This window comes from Nonomuraea sp. NPDC050790, from assembly GCF_044456745.1.
Taxonomy (GTDB): Bacteria; Actinomycetota; Actinomycetes; order Streptosporangiales; family Streptosporangiaceae; genus Nonomuraea.
Map to the genome: position 1 here is coordinate 63,915 of NZ_JBITGF010000009.1, position 17,434 is coordinate 81,348.

Consider the following 17,434-nt stretch of genomic DNA (forward strand, 5'->3'; position numbering starts at 1 on the left):
ATGTGGTTGGTGGGATCGTCTACCGACTCCACAATGGCCAAGCCCCCGTCTATCGTTACTACCGGATCCCAATGAAGGCCATCCGGATCCCTTCCACTTACCCAGCCGATTACGAGGCGGCAGGCAGTGGCGTCGAGATGTCGATCGGCGCCCTCGCCCTTGTACGACTCTTGGATGAGCCAGAGTGGGTAGCCCTGGGGGAGCATTTGCTGGGAGGCTTGCGATTCGATCATGCGCTTCTCCTGTCGGTCGGTGTCGAGCAGGCACAGCCACGTGTGATCGTGGCTGGCTCCTTTCATCGTCCATGCAAATGGGGGGCCGTGCTAGGCCTTGTGCGGATGAGTCATGTCGGAGTGAAGCGTCCTTCTCGCATTTCAGGACGGAAGACGTCGTAAGCGCCGCTTGCGGATGTTGTGATGCAGCAGGCGCGTAGGGTTCCAATGCCGCATCGATGACACAATCTCCATGCGCGGCCTCATTGCTGCTTCTTTGATGCGTTCACGAAGCCTCCCGAGTGCTCGTTGTGCTTCGAGTGAGCCGAGGCAACAGCAAGCCTTTTCCAAGCATCCACCGAATCTAGATCTTTCTATTTTTGAAAATCGGACTTAGAATCACAAATGCGACCTTTGCAAGTAAACATGGACTGGTCATAGACGTGTTCCGGAATTAGCTCTCCACGCGTCCGCCGCATGGCCGGAGCGGCCTCAGTGTCTTTGTGTGGCACAGAGAATGGCAACATCAGTTCGAGAAGTGGATCCGCCTAGCTCGCCAAGGGGAGTGCATGTAACAAAATATGCCAGATGTCGGAAGTTACCCGTAGAGGGGAATCGGGATGACGGAAGCGACTAGCTGGCAAAAAGAGCAGTTCAGTAGGGCCTATGTGCTAGCCGTTGCCACGAGAGGTGGCTATACGCTGGCAGATTGGAACGTTGACAAGGACGGAGTGGACGTCACTCTGCGCTGGAAGGGGCTGATGGTGGACTTCCAGTTGAAGTGCACACAGAGCCCACGGGCGGTGAAGGACGATTACGTCTTCGATCTAGACCTAGCTACCTACAACAAGCTGCGCGATCCTGAGAGGTCGGCGCCTGGCTACATGGCCCTGGCCGTAGTCCCTAAGGCGCTGGACAAGTGGCTTCTTCATGCAGCTGAGCGACTACTGATGTCGTGTCACACCTACTGGGCGAAGCTCCAGGACGAGCCGGCCCCGGCCGCCTCTAGGACAACCGCTATCCATCTGCCACGCCGCCAGGTCTTGACCGTCCAGTCCCTTGAACGTATGTTCGAGGTCTCTCGTCAACGTATCCTGAATGGCGCCACCGAGGGAGGTTCCGCATGAGCGAGCCTGTCCCATCAGTGCCAATCGATGAACTCACTACCTACCTGCGCCTTACTAGCTGGGCTCCAACGATGAGTGGGAGTATTGCCCAGCTCTGGTCCCATCCTCAGTTTGAAGAAGAGACGCTCCTGGTTCCGCTTCGCAGCACCGCCAGTGACTACGGTAAGCGCATGCGTATCCTCATCCAGCAGCTTGCTCAGCTTGAGCGTCGAGACCCGCAGGATATAGCTAGCGAAATTTCCCTCATCTATTACGATGTTACGCAATTGAGGGCGGACCATCCGCAACTTATAGACGATTCGATTCCGTTGGATGCGGGCTATCAACTTTTCGAGTCGGCACGCAAGATAGTCATCTCCGCTGCTGCTGCAACAATACGACGGCAAGGCCACTTCGGGCAGAGTGTTCCCTTAAAGGCTCGCGAGCACGCCAGGCATGTTCGCCTCGGTCAGACCCGGCGTGGGTCATACATTCTGCCCGTCATTAGTCCAGCCAGGCCTGCACCACCTCCCCTAGTCGATGAACAGTTGCACCTTGATGTCAATGTCGAGGAAACATTATTTGACCGTCGGGTCATGACAACTATGGCCCGTGCGCTTAAGACTCTCGAAGAGATGGTGAGCAGAGATCGTTTGCCGTCTTCATCTGAAATCGCGGACTCTGTTGGCGAAGGTGTATCGCGCGAACTCTGCACCGCCCTGGATTCCATACTTAGCTCGACGGAAATTAGTGAGATTGATTTCGAGTTCAACTGGTCTCGGGTATCGCAGCCGATGGGACCCGAAGTTGCGCTGCTGACTTTCCCTAAGGAATCATCGGCTGTAGTGGAGCATGTGGCTGATAAGTTAAAGACCATTCGTCGAGAGCGTGAGCACGTACTCTTTGGGGTAATTACTGATCTTCATCGCGGTGCAGATGAGGAATCGCGTGGTGGTCGAATCGGCGTAGAGACCATTATCGAGCGACGCCGCAGAGTCGTATGGATGGAACTTGGCGAAGAAGCATATCAAGAGGCAGTTCGGTACCATGGAAGTAGGACAAGAATCGTCTTAAGGGGAGTCCTTCGAATGGGCCGCCCAGCCACAATGGACGTAAGTCACTTTGAGCCGGACTATTCCCTCAGTGAGCCATCGTTGCTCGCTAATCCGGCAGACTGAATCCCGGTCATTGTCAGCGCTGCATTCGGCGAGGGGAATTTGACAGTCGAGTGGGATGCCGCTCCCGCCGCGTGGACTGGGTTCTCGCTGTGGATCGTCGTCTTCAGCCAGTTCGGAAGGTCCGGAGGAACTCCAGTCGTCGCTGCGTCGGACCATCAGTAGTTCGCCGCCGACGTTGGTGACGATGACATTCATTGCCGGGCCGTCCGGTTCTAAGGCGTTGGGGTTCGTCGACATAGTCGGTCCTCGTGGCCATGCGTCAGGGCCCTATCGGGTGCACTGAGCGCGGTGCGTCTGGGGATTTCAGATGGGATCGTGCTCGGGCGCACCTCAGACGAGCAACCGGGTCGGCTCGTTGGCAAGCCGACCTGGAGCGCAGGGCCGTCAAGGCCCGAGCACCGGAAGCGGTGCGGCAGCGATCGCCCCCGGCCATGTACGGCGGGAACCGAAGTGTGGCGATCGGACAGCCTGGCCCGATGATGGCGTCGTTGTGGCCGGCGCGGGTGCAGGAGGGCTGAAGCCTAGGGTGGTGTGGGGTGCGGCGATTGGCGCTTTTCGACCTGGATGACACTCTGATCGATCTGCGTGCCGGGTTTCGCGTCTGGGCGGCGGAGTTCGCCGGTGACCATAGCCTCGATGTCGAGGCGGTCGGCTGGCTGGTTGCGCTGGACGGCGACGGCTTGGCGCATCGTGGCGAGTTCTTCGCCCGGGTTCGTGCGCGGTTCGGGCTGAGGTCTGAGGCGGTGGAGTTGTGGGCAGACTATCGCGGGCGTATGCCGCGCCTGGTGGAGTGCGCTCCTGAGGTGCTCGACGGGTTGGCGAAGCTGCGGACGTTGGGACGGCGGGTGGGAATTGTCACGAATGGGAGCGCGGATAGCCAGATCGGAAAGATCAGGTGCACCGGCCTGGTGGACGCTGTCGATGGGTACGCCTGCTCCGGGGTTGAGGGCGTGCGCAATCCGGACCGGCGTCTGTTCGAGATCGCTGCCGACCGATGCGGTGTTTCGCTGGGGAATGGCGGGTGGATGTTGGTGACAGCCTGATCAAGGACGTAGGGCGGGGGACAGCGGGCCGGGTTGAAGGTGGTGTGGGTCAACCCTCAAGGACTCCGGCCCGGGTGAGGTGGTGCCTGATCGGGTGATTGGGCACATGAGGGACGCGCTGGCGCTGCTGAAGTCCCTTGATTGACCGTTCGGGGGAGCTGAGAGGGCCTCTCGTCGTGGCTGTTTGCGGGGTGGCTAGCGCGTGGGCGGCGCTGGCCGCGACCGGCCGAAGAGCCGCAGCGCGGCCAGCGACCGCCCCGACGCGCGCCGGCCGCCGTAGGCGGGCGGCCTTGATAGACGTAAAGATATTTGGGTTGCAGGCTCAACAGGTTCTCCGGACGGGACTCGCTCGGCTCCAGATGCGTTCGAGGCCGGCGAGGTAGACGGCCGTTGTGCCGTGCGGGCTGGCGTGGTGAAGGTGGATGACGGGTGCGTCTGGTGCTTTCGTGCCATAGGCGTGGGTGTTGACGAAGAGGTCGTCGTCGGCTCGGTAGATCGAGTTGTAGAGCACGGTGCGGTGGAGGCGAATGCTGGCGCTCGGTACCTCTCGGATAGGGCTGAACAGGGTGAGGGCATTGCGGACGCGCGCGGCCATGATGTGGGCGCCGATTCCCTCGTCTGACCCTCGTGCGGCGACCTCGGGGCTGTCGGGATCACCCAGGAGGATGCGGAGCTGCACTCCGGCGCGACCACGCTCGGTGATCAGGTTCATGAGTCCTGCGTCCTCGGCGAGGAACAGCCCGCTGTAGGTGAGGATGTCGATCCGTCTCGTGGCCGCACCGAGGAGGTTTCGCCATGCCGCATGTGGGACGGCCCAGCGGTGTGGGTAGATGGCGCGGACCTCGTGGTTGATCATCCGGTGAGTGCCGACGGTTTCGGGCCAGAGGTCGGCTTCGTCGACCTGGAGGCAGTCGGCTACGGCTGCGCGGTGGCGTGGGTACGGGATGCGGCCGTGTAGCCAGCGACTGACGGTTTTGGGGTCGACGCCGAGGCGGGATGCGAGGTCAAGCGGTTGCAACCGGGCGTGGGCCATGGCCGCACGCAGGTAGTCATTCACGGGGACGTTCCCTCCCACGCAGCAGGCTCCTACGCGGACGGTAACACAAGACGTCCCTAGACGTCCCAGAGACGCGGTGCCGATGTCGATGGCCGCGAACGAAGCTCGTTCGCACGACATCCGCCACCGAAGGGCCTGATCATGAGCGCGACAGATGAAGCCCCTGAATACGCCGGACGCCGAGTCCTTCCGCACGACGCCGCCCGGCTCCGCGTCGCCGAGCTCGCCGCCCGAGGCGTTGACGCTGACCTACAGCCGTTCTTCCAGGGCCGGGCCTGGGTGTCACTCTGGGGTGGCCTGCTCGTCAGTTGCGATGGCCTGCTCTTCTCCTGGATCACCGGCGCGAGGGGCGCTACCCCGATCTGGGACTACGCTCCCGCCGACGACCCGAGCACCGCGGCGGCCAAACTCGTCACCCGTTACGACGAGCTTCGGGCTCAGCACCCCACCCACGGTCGCCCCCTGCCCGAGGTCGCCGACCTCCGAGCGGCGGTTCCGCAATGACGATCTATCCGATGGTCCCGTTCATCCCGCCGGCATGGGGCCCAGACCAAGAGCTCACATCCTGCCCTCCGGTCTGCCTGGGCAATCCCAACGCCAGCGCGAGCCTGCATCGATGTGAAGCCACCCACTGGTGCGGCCTGCGCCACTGTCTCAACCAGTGCGGTGACCTCATCTGCGGCACCTGCTTCCCCGCCCCCAGGCGAAGAGGCACCTGAAGCCGCCCAACCCCCAGATCTACACACCCTTCCCGGGTTACGCCGTCTCGCCTGCCAAGAGGAGTACGGACGCGACGGCGTAGCCGGGCGTACCTCTGTCTGCTGCGGGAGGAACGTGCGCACCCCGCTTCGGTCACCTCCTCCCCGAAGCGGGGGCGAATCCGCGCGACCGCGATCTCTGCGGCGGTCGCTCACCCCCTGGCAAGGCCCAGGCCAGGGGTCAAGTGGGGCCTCCGGTTATCGCCTGGTACTCCATCCGGAGGCCCCACCATCCAACCAGCGCCGAGATCGGACACCCATGGACATTTACGCAACCCAGCGCAAGGTGATGTTCCCCGACATCGAATCGGCCACCTTCCCGGACGTCTGGTACAGCGACGATTGGCAGTGCCACATCAGGTTCCTGCTCCGCACGGGTGCGGCTCACCGTGAAGTCAACGCCGCTCTGGTCCTGCTCAAGATCCCCACCATCCCGGACGCCGCCTGGGACATGGCCAAAGCCGAGACGCCCATCCACATCCCCGCAAGCCCAGCTCAGCACGCTCACGACCTCTGGCATTCGCCCGAATCGCAGCACAAGATCCGAACCTGGGCCGGCGAAGGCGCCACCCTCGAAGGGGCCAACGTGTTCCTCCGCTACCAGACCACGCTCCCGCCGGTTCCCCCGGACGCATGGGACGCGGCCCTCACCGACCCGAACCCATAGCGTCGATGCCCACCGCCGACGATGACCGGCCATGGCTGACCGGCAAGCGCGTCTTCCCCCAACTCGCCGCACGCCTGCGGACCCGCATCACCACAGGCGTCTACCCGGTGGACAGCGTCCTGCCGTCCGAGGCTGAGCTTGGGCGTGAGTTTCGGGTCGCGCGCAACACGGTACGGCGCGGCCTGGCGATCCTGGAGAGCGAGGGCCTGATCGTCACGGTCCCCTCCAAGGGCCGTGTGGTGACCGGCGGCGGCGACGAGAGCAAGTCCTACCGCTATGAGGTCATCGCCGGCGACCTGCGGGACGCGATCAAGCGGGGTGAGCTGGCTGAGGTGCCCAGCGAGCTCACCCTCCGGCGCCGGTACTCGGCGTCGCGCAACACGGTACGGCGTGCGCTGGCCGTACTGGAGCAGGAAGGTCTTATCCACGCACAACAGGGGAGGGGGCGATTCATCCAGCCGAATGACTTCCAGGTGGGACGTCCCGGGACGTCCCACCTCTTCCTCTAGCCCGCGGCAGGGGTTCACTGCCTATCGTGAACCGCGTGGGACAAGTTGCCTGGGCCTATGACCTGGCCAAACAACTGCTGGAAGAGCCCCTGCCGCGCAGATGGGCACACACGCAAGGCGTCGGCCGGCGCGCCGAGACGCTCGCCCCGATCCTGGGCACCGACGCGGACACCCTCGTGGCCGCGGCCTACCTCCACGACATCGGATACTCTCCACGGCTTGTGGACACCGGCTTCCACCCCCTCGACGGCGCCCGATATCTCCGCGATGTCCACCAGGCCGACGAGATCCTGTGCCGGCTGGTCGCCCACCACTCCTGCGCCGTGAATGAAGCCCTTGAGCGCTCGTTGTATGACGCGCTCATCAACGAGTTCAGCACAGAGCGCCCGCATCTGATGGACGCGCTGACCTATAGCGACATGACCACGGGACCGGACGGCCAACACCTCGACGTCGAGGAGCGCCTCACCGAGATCCACTCACGCTACGGCCCAGAGCATCTGGTCAGCCGCTCCATCACCGCCTCGACGCCGTGCATCACGGCCGCCGTCCGGGCCGTGGAGGTTGCGATGGCTTCCCGAGCATGATGCACCTATGGGATTCGCCGAGCTGTCACTCAGACAGTCGCTCTTCATCAGGCGCTACGTGGCGACGGGCCGGGGAAGCCGGCGGCGGTATCTCCAGCTCATGGGCTCGTACATGCTGCTACAAGACCGGAAGCTGGTCCGCTTCGGGCGCCTGCTGGCCAGAGACGCGCGGCGGACCTCGGATGACGATCTCAGGTTTCTGCTCGGCTTCGAGTGGCGATCCAGGTACACGGCCGCGTGGCTGATCGGCCTCGACCGCCGAACTCAGTTTCGCGAGCAGCTCGGCCGGTTGCTTCTGGAGAGTAAGGCCGTCTACGCCGGGGGCGCCTACTGTTTCGCGCTGGCCCGTTTCGCCGAGGAGCGCGATGCCGAGATCCTCGTCGCCTACCTGGATCACTACCTCCCACAACTGGACTGTCGCTACGACCAGAATGACGCGATCGGCGCGCTCCTCCACCTCGACCAGCGCCTAGGCACCGAACATGCCTCCCGGTTCCTTCAACCCGGCGGGTTGTGGGAAGGGTCGGCGGTGTCCGACATGGACCCGGCCGAATCCAAGGCGTTGATGGATGTGCAGTGCTCGTTCGCCGACGCATGCATGACCAAGAGCCTGCGGCAATGGCTGCCGCATCGCCGGCGCTTCATGGAAGAGCAAGATCATCCGATATAGGGAGAAGACTTTGTCGACAGGAAGTGCTCGATGCGCATGCGCATCGACCGGTCCATCGGCAACTCCATCACCTGGTCCCGCGGCACCCATCGAACCTCGCGCGACTCGTCACTCGGCGTGGGCGTTCCGGTGACGGCGCGGCCGATGAGCACGAGGGAGAACTCCTGCCGGGCCTCGCCGTTCGAGGTGTAGAGGATCACGTGCCGCGGATCGCTGTAAGTCCCTGACAGGCCGGTAATCTCACAGGTGATCCCGGTCTCCTCCAGCGTCTCCCTGATCGCGGCGTCCGGAATCGACTCCCCAAGATCAATGGCCCCACCGGGGACGGCCCAGTTGTCGTTGTCGCTGCGCCGGATCATCAGCAGCGCGCCCTCGGCATTGGTGACCATGACGTTCACGGACGGCACCAGGCTGTTGGCCGCGGGCGCGTCGGGGTCGTCGAAGTAGTCGATCCGCGTAGCCATGGGTCAGGACTCTAGCGGGACCGCCCCGTCCCACGTCTTCTCGAAGCTCCCCAGGTACAGCCCCACCATGTCCCCACCGGCCACCCGACGCAGATGCAGAACGGGCGCGTCGCCGGCGGGCTGGCCGTACGCGTGAGTGTTGACGAGAAGCTGATCGTCCCCGCGAAAGATCGAGTTGTACAGCACCGTCCGATGCAGCCGAATCTCAGCCCCGGGCACCAGGTTGCGGAAGTACGTGATGGCCTGCTTGCACCGATCGCGCATCGCGTCACCGATGTTCTCATCGATCCCACGCTGAGCGACCTCGGCACTCTCCGGCTCACCCAGCAAGATCCGAACCCGCACCCCGGCCCCCGCCCGATCGGCCAGCAGCCGCATCAGCCCCTTGTCGTCATGGATGAACGTCCCGCTGTAGACCAGGATCCCGATCTCCTGGGACGCCTTCTCGAAGAGATGTCCCCAAGCGTCCCGAGGTACGGCCCAGCGGTGCGGATACACGGTGACGATCTCGCTCTCGGAAGCCGACGCCACCTGCTCCCGCGACAACGCCTTGGGCCAGAGATAGCTCTCATCCACCCCAAGGTAAGAAGCCGCAGCGTAACGATGCTTCCGATACGGCTCGCGATCTTTGGTGACCCACCGCTCCACGGTTTTCGGATCGACCTGAATCGCCTCAGCCAGGTCACCCACACCCACACCCTTGGCCAGCAGCGCAGCCCGCAGTCGCTCGTTCGCCATCTCACCTGCCCGCATGGGGGACGTCCGGGGACCTGGCCATCGTAAGCGGGACGTCTTGAACATGTCCCGTCGTGTAGTGATCCCGTCCCGATCACCCGGCGCATCCTCGGTTGCACAAGCCCGGCAAGCCCGCAACCGAAGGAGGAATGCCTATGAACGATCCCCAGATCTGCGCATGCGAAGCCGCCCTCGAACCAGGCCAGACGCTCTGCACCAAATGCCGCAACCGCGAGCTCTGGCACAGAAGACAAGCCGCGAACCAGCGCCGAGCCGACCGCCGCCGCAAGAACCGCCCACCCCGAAACCCCCGTAAGGAGCCTCAGCCATGACCTGGATCCCACTCATCGCCACCGCCGTCATCGGCATCGCGCTCACGTACGGCTTCGCCACCCTGGTCATCAACATCCGCCGCGAAGACAAGGCCATGAGCCTCCGCCACCGACCAGCGACCGCGGCCAACTCGATGACCCGCATGGTCACCGGCTGCTACGCCAGAGGCGCTAACTCCGCAGCTTCTTCTCTACCCGAGCGAGACGTTCCCCTAGATCTCGCACCGCACTACGCAACTCGCTGACCTCAGCCGCCAAATCCACACCCGGCACCGAGTCGAGATCCCGGACGTAAACGCCCTTCCCCTGCTGCCCGATCACGAGCCCCTCGTTCCGCAGCAACCCCACCGCCATCTTCACCACCGACAGCGAAGCGTCGTACTGCTCGGCGAGCTGAGTTGTAGAAGGCAACGGCGCCCCAGGCGCAAGAGACCCACCGCGAATCTGCTCCCGCAGATCATCGGCGATCTGTAGATACCCCGGCCGCCCGGTGTGCTTGACCATCGCCCCAATCTCACCACACCAAGTCACCCACGCCAACGTTGACAACCGAGCCAACTAGGTTAACTATGTTGGCTACGACGGATATGGAGGTACCGAATGCGCACCATCCCGATCCCCGTAGACACCACCCGCCTGACCTTCACCTGCGCCAAAGCCCCACGCCCCCGCCTCGTCAGCAAGGACACCGGCCAGATCAAGACCGACAAGGAAGGCAACACGCTCTACGAGACGATCCTCATGGCAGAGGACACCCTCGGCCGCATCGAACTCGTCAAGGTCAACACCACCGGCGAACCCGCCATCACCCAGGGCCAGGACGTCACCCCTCGCGACCTGCTCGGCTATGTCTGGGAGATCGCCCAGGGCGGCCAGACCCGCTGGGGCATCAGCTACAAGGCCTCAACCATCGAGGCCACCCATGCCTGACACCTTCACCCTCACCCTGATCGCCATCTCGGCCGCAACCGGCATCCTCTGGGCCTGGCGAGCCCTCCACCCCCGCTCGTTCTGGTGGATCATCGGCTACCCCCTCACCGCCCTGAACGTCCGCCTCACCTGGCGCCGCGTAGCCCTCGGCTGCGGCCTGACGAAGAAGCGGCAGCAGTGGTGGTTCACAACGGTCCCTGGCGCCATCGCCTCCACCGGCATCGTCAAGGTCAAGCGCCGTTTTCAACGCGTCGCCGTAGACACCAAACCGTTCATCTGGCTCCCGCTCCCCACGCGGTACGGCTGGCGCGTCACCCTCCACACCCTGGAGGGCCAAACCCCCACCGACTACTCAGAAGCCGCAGAGGCGTTAGCCCACTCCTGGGGCGTCCACGCCGTCCGCGTCTCCTCACCCCGCCCCGGCCGAGTCGTCCTCCACGTCACCCTGACCGACCCCCTGGCAACGATCGACCAACTCCCCGCCTCAGGCGACCTCCTCAAGGTCACCGTCGGCCGCCTCGAAACCGGCCAACCCTGGACCATCGACTTCCGAACCATCCCCCACTGGCTCACCGCCGGCGCCACCCAGTCCGGCAAATCCAACCTCGCCAACGCCGTCCTCGCGGGCCTCGCCCCGCAACCCGTCGCGCTCGTCGGCTTCGACCTGAAAGGAGGCGTCGAATTCACCCCCTACGCGGCCCGCCTGTCCGCCCTCGCCACCAGCCGAGCCGAATCCACCGACCTCCTGACCGACCTCATCGCCCTGATGATCGCCCGCATGGGGCGGTGCCGTACCGCAGGAGCCCGCAACATCTGGCAACTCCCATCCACAGAACGCCCGACCCCCATCGTGATCTTCATAGACGAGATCGCCGAGCTGTACCTGATGGCCGACAAATCCGAGAAGAACGAGATCGCCGCCACCTCGACAGCCCTCCTCCGCATAGCCCAGCTCGGCCGCGCCTTCGGCCTCTACCTGTTCTGCTGCGGCCAGCGCATCGGCTCCGACCTCGGCCCCGGAGTAACCGCGCTCAGAGCCCAGTGCTCAGGCCGCATCTGCCACCGCGTCAACGACCCGGAAACCGCCACCATGACCCTCGGCGACCTCGACCCCGCCGCCCTCATCTCGGCCCGCGCCATCCCCGCCGAACAACCCGGCGTCGCCATCGTCGCCGGACAAGACGGCCACTGGTACCGCGCCCGCTCGTACCTCATCGAAGAGCACACCGTCGAACAGGCCGCCAAACAGCACGCCCACCTGACCCCGCTCTGGACCGACCTCACCCGCCACCCGATCGCCGCCTGAAAGGGGGACACAACGATGCGACGCCTGGCCACCTGGCTCCTCGACACCGGCCCCATCATCGTCCTGGCCGCCATCGCCGGCGCCGGATCGTTCACCCACATCCGCGACACCGCCACCGAACACGGCCAACCCGGCTGGATGTCCTGGGCCGTAGCCATCTGCGTCGACCTCACCTGCGTCATGGCCGCCCGCGAACGCCGCCGCGACAAACACCATCACCGTGTACGGCGCGGCCCCGCCTCCTGGCCCACCCTCGTCCTGACCGGAGGCGTCGTCCTGAGCCTGGCCGCCAACCTCCAGCAAGCCACCCCAACCCCGTGGGGCTGGATCACCGCGGCCACTCCCGCCGGCGCCTTTCTCATCGCCGTCTCCATGCTCGAACGCCGCACGTCCGTGGCACCCGCCGAGTCACCGCCCTCCGTCCCGGACGAACCGGCCAGATCCCCGCCCGTCCCGAACCCGCAGGACGGCCAGGACGACGGGCCAGGACCGTCCCCGGAACTCCTCGACTACGCCCGCCGCATCGCCACAGAACACCAAACCCGCCACGCGAAGCCCATCACCCGCGACGCCCTCCGCGCCCGCCTGGGCGTCTCCAACCAACTCGCCTCCGACCTGCTCCGCGCACTACGAACACCCGACCAGAAGGGAGCCCCACCATGACCGAGCACCGAACCAAGGTGATCAACGGCCTCATCAACCTGGCCGCCTTCCTGGAGGCCAACCCCACCCTCCCCATCAGCAACGGCGATATGTCCATCCGGTACTTCCCCACCCAGGACACCGACGCCGCCGCCTTCGCCGAGATCGACCGCATCGCCGCCCAGCTCGGCACCGAGGTGACCTCGAACGCCACCCCACGTGAGCACTACAGCACGACCCTGACCTTCGGCCCGATCGCCTACGAAGCGGTCGCCATCCCCGCCGCCACCATGGCCCGCTACCGCGCTGAAACCAGCTACCGCGACTGCGTAGACCCGTGACCCCCGACGAGATCGACCTGGTGATCCACTACCGCTGCTGCACGTGCCACGGCACCGGCCTAGCGGAAGACGCCCGCTGCCAAGACTGTGACGGCACCGGCATCGACAACCACGGCGCCTGACCAGCGCCAACCCTCCACGCACAACCGAGTGAAAGGAGGACATCACCTTGCCCATCAACCTGCACAAGAAAGCGGGGATGATCGCCCGACTCAACCACCCGAAGTACGCCCGCTGGGCCACCCAGATCCGCAACGCCAACGGCTGCCGCAACCCCATCCACCTACGCGGCCGCATCACCCACCACGACGCCACAGGCGCCATCACCCACCGCTACACCACGACCCACGAACCGGACGGCGTCCTACGCGTCCCCTGCAAGACCCGCCGGGCCTCCCGCTGCCCGTCCTGCGCCGAGACCTACCGCCAGGACACCTACCACCTCATCCGCGCTGGCCTGATCGGCGGCAAAGGCATCCCCGAAACAGTCAGCACCCACCCCACCCTGTTCATCACCCTGACCGCCCCCAGCTTCGGCCCAGTCCACACCCACCACCAACGGGGAACGCCCTGCCGCCCCCGCCGCAACGCCCCCACCTGCCCCCACGGCCGAACCCTGTCCTGCACAATCCGCCACCAGCCCAACGACCACCGCCTCGGCCAACCCCTCTGCCCCGACTGCTACGACTACAAGGGCACCGTCCTGTTCAACGCCACAGCACCCCTGCTATGGAAGCACTTCGTCAACGCCATCCGCCGCCGCCTCGGCAACGACATGAGGCTCTCCTACGCCAAGGTCGCCGAATACCAGCGCCGCGGCGTCATCCACTTTCACGCCATCCTCCGCCTCGACGGCCCCAGAGGACCCGCCGACTCCCCACCCCCAGGAGCCACCGCCGAAGCCCTGGCGCAAGCCGTACAAGAAGCCGCAAAGACCACCACCGCCACCACCCCCACCCACCCCGACCAAGCCGCCGGAACGCTCCGCTGGGGTCGCCAACTCGACATCCGCCCTATCACCCCAACCGACCAACGCATGGCGTCCTACCTCGCCAAGTACGCCACCAAAGCCGCCGAATGCGTCGGCGCCCTAGACCAGCGCATCAGCCCGCTCACCGACCTGAGCACCCTCCCCATCTCCGACCACGCCCGCCGCCTCATCGCCACCTGCCTCGAACTCGGCCTAACCCACTGGGTCCACATGCTCGGCTTCGGCGGCCACTTCTCCACCCGCTCCCGCCACTACGGCCCCACCCTCGGCACCCTCCGCGCGGCCCGCCAGGACCACGTCAAGCAGGAGGGATATGCGGTCGCCCACTGGCAGTACGCCGGCCGCGGCCACTCCGAGAGTGACGCCGTCCTCGCGGCCGCGCTCACCCAGGGCGGCCCGCGATGACCGGCGACGCCATGCTCACCGTCCCCGATGCCATGGCCTACCTCCAGGTCAGCCGATGGACCCTCTACAACCTCATCCGCTCCGGCGAACTGGAGTCAGTCATCGTCTCCCGCCGCTGCCGCCGCATCCCCACATCCGCCCTCGACGCCTACATCACCCGCCTGCGAGAGGAGGCCGCGTAATGGCACCCAGAACCGCCACCCCCGACGAGCCCAAACGCCGCCGCACCCGAGCCAACAAGGAAGGCTCGATCTTCCCCTACAAGGGCCAATGGGCCGGCTACGTCTGGGTCACTACTCCAGAAGGCGACAAGACGCGCAAGTGGGCCTACGGCAAGACCCGCGAGGAGACCCACGAGAAGTGGCTCAGGCTCCACGAGCAAGCCGCCAAAGGGCCGGTGGCCACCAAGCACGAGACCGTAGCCGCCTTCCTCAAGCGGTGGCTCTCCGAGGTGATCGCGCCCAATCGAGAGCCGACGACCTACGTCGCCTATGAGCCGTTGGTCCGTCTCTACATCGTCCCCGGCATCGGCAAGAAGCGCTTGGACAAGCTGACCGTTCGGGAGGTGCAGGTCTGGCTCAACACCCTCCCCAAGCTCTGCACCTGCTGCGACCAGAATAAGGATCAACGACGCCCGGAGAGGAAGCGCAGGTGCTGCGCGGTGGGCAAGTGCTGCAAGAGCTTCCCTTCCCGCAGCACCATCGCCTCCATCCGCCGCGTACTGCGCGCGGGACTGGGTCACGCGATCAAGGAAGAGATCATCTCCAAGAACGTCGCGTCCCTGACGTCGTTGCCGGGCAAGAGCCTGACCAAGAAGAGCCGCCCAAGAATGGCTTGGAGCGTCGATGAGGCTCGCCGCTTCCTCGAACATCTCCGGGCCACCGACGACCCCCTGTACGCGGCCTACGTCCTGATCCTCGTCCTGGGCCTGCGCCGCGGTGAGGTGTTGGGCCTCGCGTGGGACTGCGTCGACCTGGAGGGTGGCCAGATCCAGATCGCCCGCCAGCTCACCAGAGTCTCCGGCCAGCTTCTCCATAGGAACACGACCAAGACGGAAGACTCCGCGGCGTTCCTCCCGATGCCAGCGCTGTGCACCACCGCCCTACGGCACCGCAAGACCGTACAGGACGACGCCAGCAAGGCGGCCGGCGACGACTGGCAGGAATCCGACCTCGTCTTCACGACCAAGCACGGCACACCGATAGAGCCCCGCAACCTGAACCGAGCCTTCGACGGCCGGTGCCACCGGGCAGGCGTCCCGCGCATCCGCGTTCACGACACTCGCCGCACGTGCGCCTCACTTCTGGCCGCGCTTGGCGTGCACCCGCGCGTGGCGATGCAGATCCTCAGGCACAGCCAGATCTCGATGACCATGGACATCTACACCCAGGTCCCATCCCCAGAGACCCGCAAGGCGCTCGACCAGCTCAATGACAGCTTGCAGACTCCGTAGCTGTACAACCCGGCTGTACAAGATCGAAAAAGGCCCTCTGGGATGATCCCGGAGGGCCTTTGAGCTGTGGCGCGGCCGGAGGTACTCGAAACCCCAACCTTCTGATCCGTAGTCAGATGCTCTATCCATTGAGCTACGGCCGCTTGCTTCGTAAGAAAGCATAGCGGACCCCGCGGGGTGCCTCGCACCACATACCTCTTGTGGATACATCGAAGTGTGTATCCACAGGCTGGCCGGGCGAAGGAGGGAAGCGGTGGTCGGCAGTGGTGAGATGGTGTCATGAAGCGTGCGGCACTCGGGGCGGTCCTGGCCTTTGCCATGGGCGCCGCCCTGATCGCCGGTGGCGCCCATGTTCAGCGGGGCGGCCCGGAGTGGCTGATGCTGGTGCCGCTGGCGTTCGTGTGCGCCGGGGTGGTGGTCAGGACGCACGCGCCGATCTGGTCGCTGGTGCTCGGGCTGGTCGGGGTGGGGATCGACATCGCGGTCGGGCCCTCGCTGGGGACCGTGCTGGTGTTCACCGACAATCTGTACTCCGCTGCGCTCTACGGGCCTGCCAGGTTGTCTCGGTGGCTGCTCGGGGTCACCGCCAGCGTCGCGATCGTCACGGGGCTGGGGGCGGGGTTCTTCGTCGACAACCTCTGGCAACTGGTCGTGATCTCGATCCAGCTCGGGCTGCTGCTGGTGGTGCCGGTGACGACGGCCATGGTGCTGCGGCAGCAGCGGGACCTGGCCGCGGCCGAGCGGGCCAGGGCGGACGAGGTGGCGCGGCTGGTCGAGCTGGATCGGCAGGCGGCTATTTCGTCCGAGCGCAATCGGATGGCGCGTGAGCTGCACGACATGATCGCCAACCACTTCAGCGCCATCGCGATCCAGTCCACTGCGGCGCTCTCGCGGCGGGACCTGGACGCGCCGACGATCCGTACGATCATGGAGTCGGTACGCGAGAACAGCGTGAAGGGCCTGGACGAGATGCGTACCATGATCGGCCTGCTGCGGCAGGAGGGGGACGAGACCGAGGCGATGCGGTTGCGGCTGGCCGACGCGGAGAGCCTGGTCGAGCGGTCGCGGCAGGCGGGCATGGCGGCCGAGCTCGAGGTCGTCGGGGAGCCCAGGGAGTTGCCCGCTTCGGTGGATCTGGCGGGGTATCGGATCCTGCAAGAGGCGTTGACCAACGCGCTCAAGCACGGTGACCAGCCGACGTCGGTCCGGGTGGTCTATGAGGCGAAGCATGTGGTGCTGACCGTGGACAATCCGGTCAACGGGCGGAAGGCGCGGCTGCCGGGGGCGGGGGCCGGGGTGGTCGGGATGTCCGAGCGTGCCGCGCTGGTGGGCGGGGAGATCGAGGCGGGTCCGCAGGCCGGCGGATGGCGCGTACACGTGAGACTGCCCACGGTGGAGGAGGCTGGATGAGCGGCGGCATCAGGGTGCTGGTGGCCGACGATCACGCGGCGGTCCGCGCGGGGATCGTGCTGATCCTCGGCGGCACCGACGACATCGAGGTGGTCGGGCAGGCGGCCGACGGCGTGGAGGCCGTCGCGATGGCGCGGGAGCTGCGGCCCGACGTGGTGCTGATGGACGTGCGGATGCCGCGGATGGACGGGATCTCGGCGGCTCGCGAGCTGGCCGGGGTGAGTGACGTGCTGATCCTGACGACGTTCGATCTGGATGAGTACGTCTTCGGGGCGTTGCGGGCGGGTGCGGCGGGGTTTCTGCTGAAGAACACCGATGCCGACGCGCTGGTGTCCGCGGTGCGGCTGGTCGCGCGGGGTGACGGGCTGATCTCGCCGTCGGTGACGCGCAGGTTGATCTCCGCCTTCGCCCAGCAGCCGGAACGGCGGGCGCCCCAGGAACTGGAGACCCTGACGCCGCGCGAGCGCGAGGTGCTGGCCTGCGTGGCGCGCGGACTGTCCAACGCCGAGATCGCCAAGGAACTCGACATGGCGGAGGCGACCACGAAGACCCACGTCAGCCGCGTGCTCAACAAGCTGGGGCTGCGCAGCCGCGTACAGGCGGCGATCTATTACTCGGAGGGCGGGTGAGGCGCGCCC

At 65.5% G+C, this 17,434-nt stretch carries 21 protein-coding genes and 1 tRNA gene; 17 read left to right on the forward strand and 5 right to left on the reverse strand.

The genetic code is table 11. The features are described from left to right. The first annotated feature begins 832 nt into the window (after positions 1–832). From ACIBEJ_RS38925 to ACIBEJ_RS38935, 3 genes are all read left to right on the forward strand, one after another. Positions 833–1,339 (forward strand): DUF4365 domain-containing protein, encoded by a 507-nt coding sequence (locus tag ACIBEJ_RS38925; protein ID WP_397187966.1) that lies wholly within the window; start codon positions 833–835, stop codon positions 1,337–1,339. Continuing rightward, positions 1,336–2,496: a hypothetical protein gene (locus tag ACIBEJ_RS38930; RefSeq protein ID WP_397187967.1), complete on the forward strand. Its 1,161-nt coding sequence runs from the start codon at positions 1,336–1,338 to the stop codon at positions 2,494–2,496. The genes ACIBEJ_RS38925 and ACIBEJ_RS38930 overlap by 4 nt, the downstream gene beginning before the upstream one ends. Before the next feature lie 545 nt (positions 2,497–3,041). After that, positions 3,042–3,539: an HAD family hydrolase gene (locus ACIBEJ_RS38935; protein ID WP_397187968.1), complete on the forward strand. Its 498-nt coding sequence runs from the start codon at positions 3,042–3,044 to the stop codon at positions 3,537–3,539. A 322-nt stretch (positions 3,540–3,861) separates the two neighbouring features. On the opposite strand, the gene ACIBEJ_RS38940 is transcribed toward ACIBEJ_RS38935, so the two are convergent. After that, the gene (locus ACIBEJ_RS38940) at positions 3,862–4,596 is read right to left on the reverse strand and encodes an XRE family transcriptional regulator (protein WP_397187969.1); all 735 of its coding nucleotides are present in this window, start codon (positions 4,594–4,596) and stop codon (positions 3,862–3,864) included. A 141-nt stretch (positions 4,597–4,737) separates the two neighbouring features. On the opposite strand from ACIBEJ_RS38940, the gene ACIBEJ_RS38945 reads away from it, so the two are divergent. The 5 genes from ACIBEJ_RS38945 to ACIBEJ_RS38965 all read left to right on the forward strand — a co-directional run bounded on the left by ACIBEJ_RS38945 (position 4,738) and on the right by ACIBEJ_RS38965 (position 7,787). Continuing rightward, entirely contained in the window at positions 4,738–5,100 is a 363-nt protein-coding gene (locus ACIBEJ_RS38945; RefSeq protein WP_397187970.1) for a hypothetical protein, read from the forward strand. Between the two features lie 513 nt (positions 5,101–5,613). Continuing rightward, positions 5,614–6,021: a hypothetical protein gene (locus tag ACIBEJ_RS38950; RefSeq protein ID WP_397187971.1), complete on the forward strand. Its 408-nt coding sequence runs from the start codon at positions 5,614–5,616 to the stop codon at positions 6,019–6,021. A 5-nt stretch (positions 6,022–6,026) separates the two neighbouring features. Beyond that, positions 6,027–6,530, forward strand: a complete 504-nt coding sequence (locus ACIBEJ_RS38955; protein WP_397187972.1) for a GntR family transcriptional regulator — start codon at positions 6,027–6,029, stop codon at positions 6,528–6,530. Positions 6,531–6,556: 26 nt separating this feature from the next. Beyond that, entirely contained in the window at positions 6,557–7,117 is a 561-nt protein-coding gene (locus tag ACIBEJ_RS38960; protein WP_397187973.1) for an HD domain-containing protein, read from the forward strand. Between the two features lie 7 nt (positions 7,118–7,124). Then, a complete protein-coding gene (locus ACIBEJ_RS38965; RefSeq protein ID WP_397187974.1) occupies positions 7,125–7,787 on the forward strand; it encodes a DUF6000 family protein in 663 nt (220 codons plus the stop codon). Here the strand turns inward: ACIBEJ_RS38965 and ACIBEJ_RS38970 are convergent. The 3 genes from ACIBEJ_RS38970 to ACIBEJ_RS38980 form a co-directional block, all read right to left on the reverse strand. Continuing rightward, the gene (locus ACIBEJ_RS38970) at positions 7,775–8,251 is read right to left on the reverse strand and encodes an NUDIX hydrolase (protein WP_397187975.1); all 477 of its coding nucleotides are present in this window, start codon (positions 8,249–8,251) and stop codon (positions 7,775–7,777) included. The two genes, ACIBEJ_RS38965 and ACIBEJ_RS38970, sit on opposite strands and share 13 nt — an antisense overlap. 3 nt (positions 8,252–8,254) lie before the next feature. Then, positions 8,255–8,989: a helix-turn-helix domain-containing protein gene (locus tag ACIBEJ_RS38975; protein ID WP_397187976.1), complete on the reverse strand. Its 735-nt coding sequence runs from the start codon at positions 8,987–8,989 to the stop codon at positions 8,255–8,257. A gap of 500 nt (positions 8,990–9,489) precedes the next feature. Further along, positions 9,490–9,822, reverse strand: coding sequence for a GntR family transcriptional regulator (locus ACIBEJ_RS38980; RefSeq protein WP_397187977.1), 333 nt, complete (start codon positions 9,820–9,822; stop codon positions 9,490–9,492). 96 nt (positions 9,823–9,918) lie between these two features. Between ACIBEJ_RS38980 and ACIBEJ_RS38985 the strand changes: the two genes are divergently transcribed. The 7 genes from ACIBEJ_RS38985 to xerC all read left to right on the forward strand — a co-directional run bounded on the left by ACIBEJ_RS38985 (position 9,919) and on the right by xerC (position 15,386). Then, positions 9,919–10,248 carry a hypothetical protein gene (locus tag ACIBEJ_RS38985; RefSeq protein WP_397187978.1) on the forward strand — a complete coding sequence of 110 codons (330 nt, stop codon included), beginning with the start codon at positions 9,919–9,921 and terminating at the stop codon, positions 10,246–10,248. After that, the gene (locus ACIBEJ_RS38990; RefSeq protein ID WP_397187979.1) at positions 10,241–11,554 is read left to right on the forward strand and encodes an FtsK/SpoIIIE domain-containing protein; all 1,314 of its coding nucleotides are present in this window, start codon (positions 10,241–10,243) and stop codon (positions 11,552–11,554) included. Before ACIBEJ_RS38985 ends, ACIBEJ_RS38990 begins: the two co-directional genes overlap by 8 nt. 15 nt (positions 11,555–11,569) lie before the next feature. Continuing rightward, the gene (locus tag ACIBEJ_RS38995) at positions 11,570–12,217 is read left to right on the forward strand and encodes a DUF2637 domain-containing protein (RefSeq protein ID WP_397187980.1); all 648 of its coding nucleotides are present in this window, start codon (positions 11,570–11,572) and stop codon (positions 12,215–12,217) included. Continuing rightward, positions 12,214–12,537: a hypothetical protein gene (locus tag ACIBEJ_RS39000; protein ID WP_397187981.1), complete on the forward strand. Its 324-nt coding sequence runs from the start codon at positions 12,214–12,216 to the stop codon at positions 12,535–12,537. The genes ACIBEJ_RS38995 and ACIBEJ_RS39000 overlap by 4 nt, the downstream gene beginning before the upstream one ends. 169 nt (positions 12,538–12,706) lie before the next feature. Next, positions 12,707–13,933 carry a replication initiator gene (locus tag ACIBEJ_RS39005; RefSeq protein ID WP_397187982.1) on the forward strand — a complete coding sequence of 409 codons (1,227 nt, stop codon included), beginning with the start codon at positions 12,707–12,709 and terminating at the stop codon, positions 13,931–13,933. Beyond that, positions 13,930–14,115 carry a helix-turn-helix domain-containing protein gene (locus ACIBEJ_RS39010; protein WP_397187983.1) on the forward strand — a complete coding sequence of 62 codons (186 nt, stop codon included), beginning with the start codon at positions 13,930–13,932 and terminating at the stop codon, positions 14,113–14,115. The genes ACIBEJ_RS39005 and ACIBEJ_RS39010 overlap by 4 nt, the downstream gene beginning before the upstream one ends. Beyond that, positions 14,115–15,386, forward strand: coding sequence for a tyrosine recombinase XerC (xerC, locus tag ACIBEJ_RS39015; RefSeq protein ID WP_397187984.1), 1,272 nt, complete (start codon positions 14,115–14,117; stop codon positions 15,384–15,386). The genes ACIBEJ_RS39010 and xerC overlap by 1 nt, the downstream gene beginning before the upstream one ends. A 67-nt stretch (positions 15,387–15,453) precedes the next feature. Here the strand turns inward: xerC and ACIBEJ_RS39020 are convergent. Next, a tRNA-Arg gene (locus ACIBEJ_RS39020) sits at positions 15,454–15,529 on the reverse strand. A 136-nt stretch (positions 15,530–15,665) separates the two neighbouring features. Here ACIBEJ_RS39020 and ACIBEJ_RS39025 point away from each other — a divergent pair. Next, on the forward strand, positions 15,666–16,796 hold the full coding sequence (locus tag ACIBEJ_RS39025; protein ID WP_397187985.1) for a sensor histidine kinase: 1,131 nt from the start codon (positions 15,666–15,668) through the stop codon (positions 16,794–16,796). Continuing rightward, positions 16,793–17,425, forward strand: a complete 633-nt coding sequence (locus ACIBEJ_RS39030; RefSeq protein WP_397187986.1) for a response regulator — start codon at positions 16,793–16,795, stop codon at positions 17,423–17,425. The genes ACIBEJ_RS39025 and ACIBEJ_RS39030 overlap by 4 nt, the downstream gene beginning before the upstream one ends. Positions 17,426–17,434: the final 9 nt, after the last annotated feature.

Coding starts and splice junctions, on each gene's coding strand:
- ACIBEJ_RS38925 (WP_397187966.1), top strand. CDS start 833: ATGACGGAAGCGACTAGCTGGCAAAAAGAGCAGTTCAGTAGGGCCTAT.
- ACIBEJ_RS38930 (WP_397187967.1), top strand. CDS start 1,336: ATGAGCGAGCCTGTCCCATCAGTGCCAATCGATGAACTCACTACCTAC.
- ACIBEJ_RS38945 (WP_397187970.1), top strand. CDS start 4,738: ATGAGCGCGACAGATGAAGCCCCTGAATACGCCGGACGCCGAGTCCTT.
- ACIBEJ_RS38950 (WP_397187971.1), top strand. CDS start 5,614: ATGGACATTTACGCAACCCAGCGCAAGGTGATGTTCCCCGACATCGAA.
- ACIBEJ_RS38955 (WP_397187972.1), top strand. CDS start 6,027: ATGCCCACCGCCGACGATGACCGGCCATGGCTGACCGGCAAGCGCGTC.
- ACIBEJ_RS38965 (WP_397187974.1), top strand. CDS start 7,125: ATGGGATTCGCCGAGCTGTCACTCAGACAGTCGCTCTTCATCAGGCGC.
- ACIBEJ_RS38970 (WP_397187975.1), bottom strand. CDS start 8,251: ATGGCTACGCGGATCGACTACTTCGACGACCCCGACGCGCCCGCGGCC.
- ACIBEJ_RS38975 (WP_397187976.1), bottom strand. CDS start 8,989: ATGGCGAACGAGCGACTGCGGGCTGCGCTGCTGGCCAAGGGTGTGGGT.
- ACIBEJ_RS38980 (WP_397187977.1), bottom strand. CDS start 9,822: ATGGTCAAGCACACCGGGCGGCCGGGGTATCTACAGATCGCCGATGAT.
- ACIBEJ_RS38985 (WP_397187978.1), top strand. CDS start 9,919: ATGCGCACCATCCCGATCCCCGTAGACACCACCCGCCTGACCTTCACC.
- ACIBEJ_RS38990 (WP_397187979.1), top strand. CDS start 10,241: ATGCCTGACACCTTCACCCTCACCCTGATCGCCATCTCGGCCGCAACC.
- ACIBEJ_RS38995 (WP_397187980.1), top strand. CDS start 11,570: ATGCGACGCCTGGCCACCTGGCTCCTCGACACCGGCCCCATCATCGTC.
- ACIBEJ_RS39000 (WP_397187981.1), top strand. CDS start 12,214: ATGACCGAGCACCGAACCAAGGTGATCAACGGCCTCATCAACCTGGCC.
- ACIBEJ_RS39010 (WP_397187983.1), top strand. CDS start 13,930: ATGACCGGCGACGCCATGCTCACCGTCCCCGATGCCATGGCCTACCTC.
- xerC (WP_397187984.1), top strand. CDS start 14,115: ATGGCACCCAGAACCGCCACCCCCGACGAGCCCAAACGCCGCCGCACC.
- ACIBEJ_RS39025 (WP_397187985.1), top strand. CDS start 15,666: ATGAAGCGTGCGGCACTCGGGGCGGTCCTGGCCTTTGCCATGGGCGCC.
- ACIBEJ_RS39030 (WP_397187986.1), top strand. CDS start 16,793: ATGAGCGGCGGCATCAGGGTGCTGGTGGCCGACGATCACGCGGCGGTC.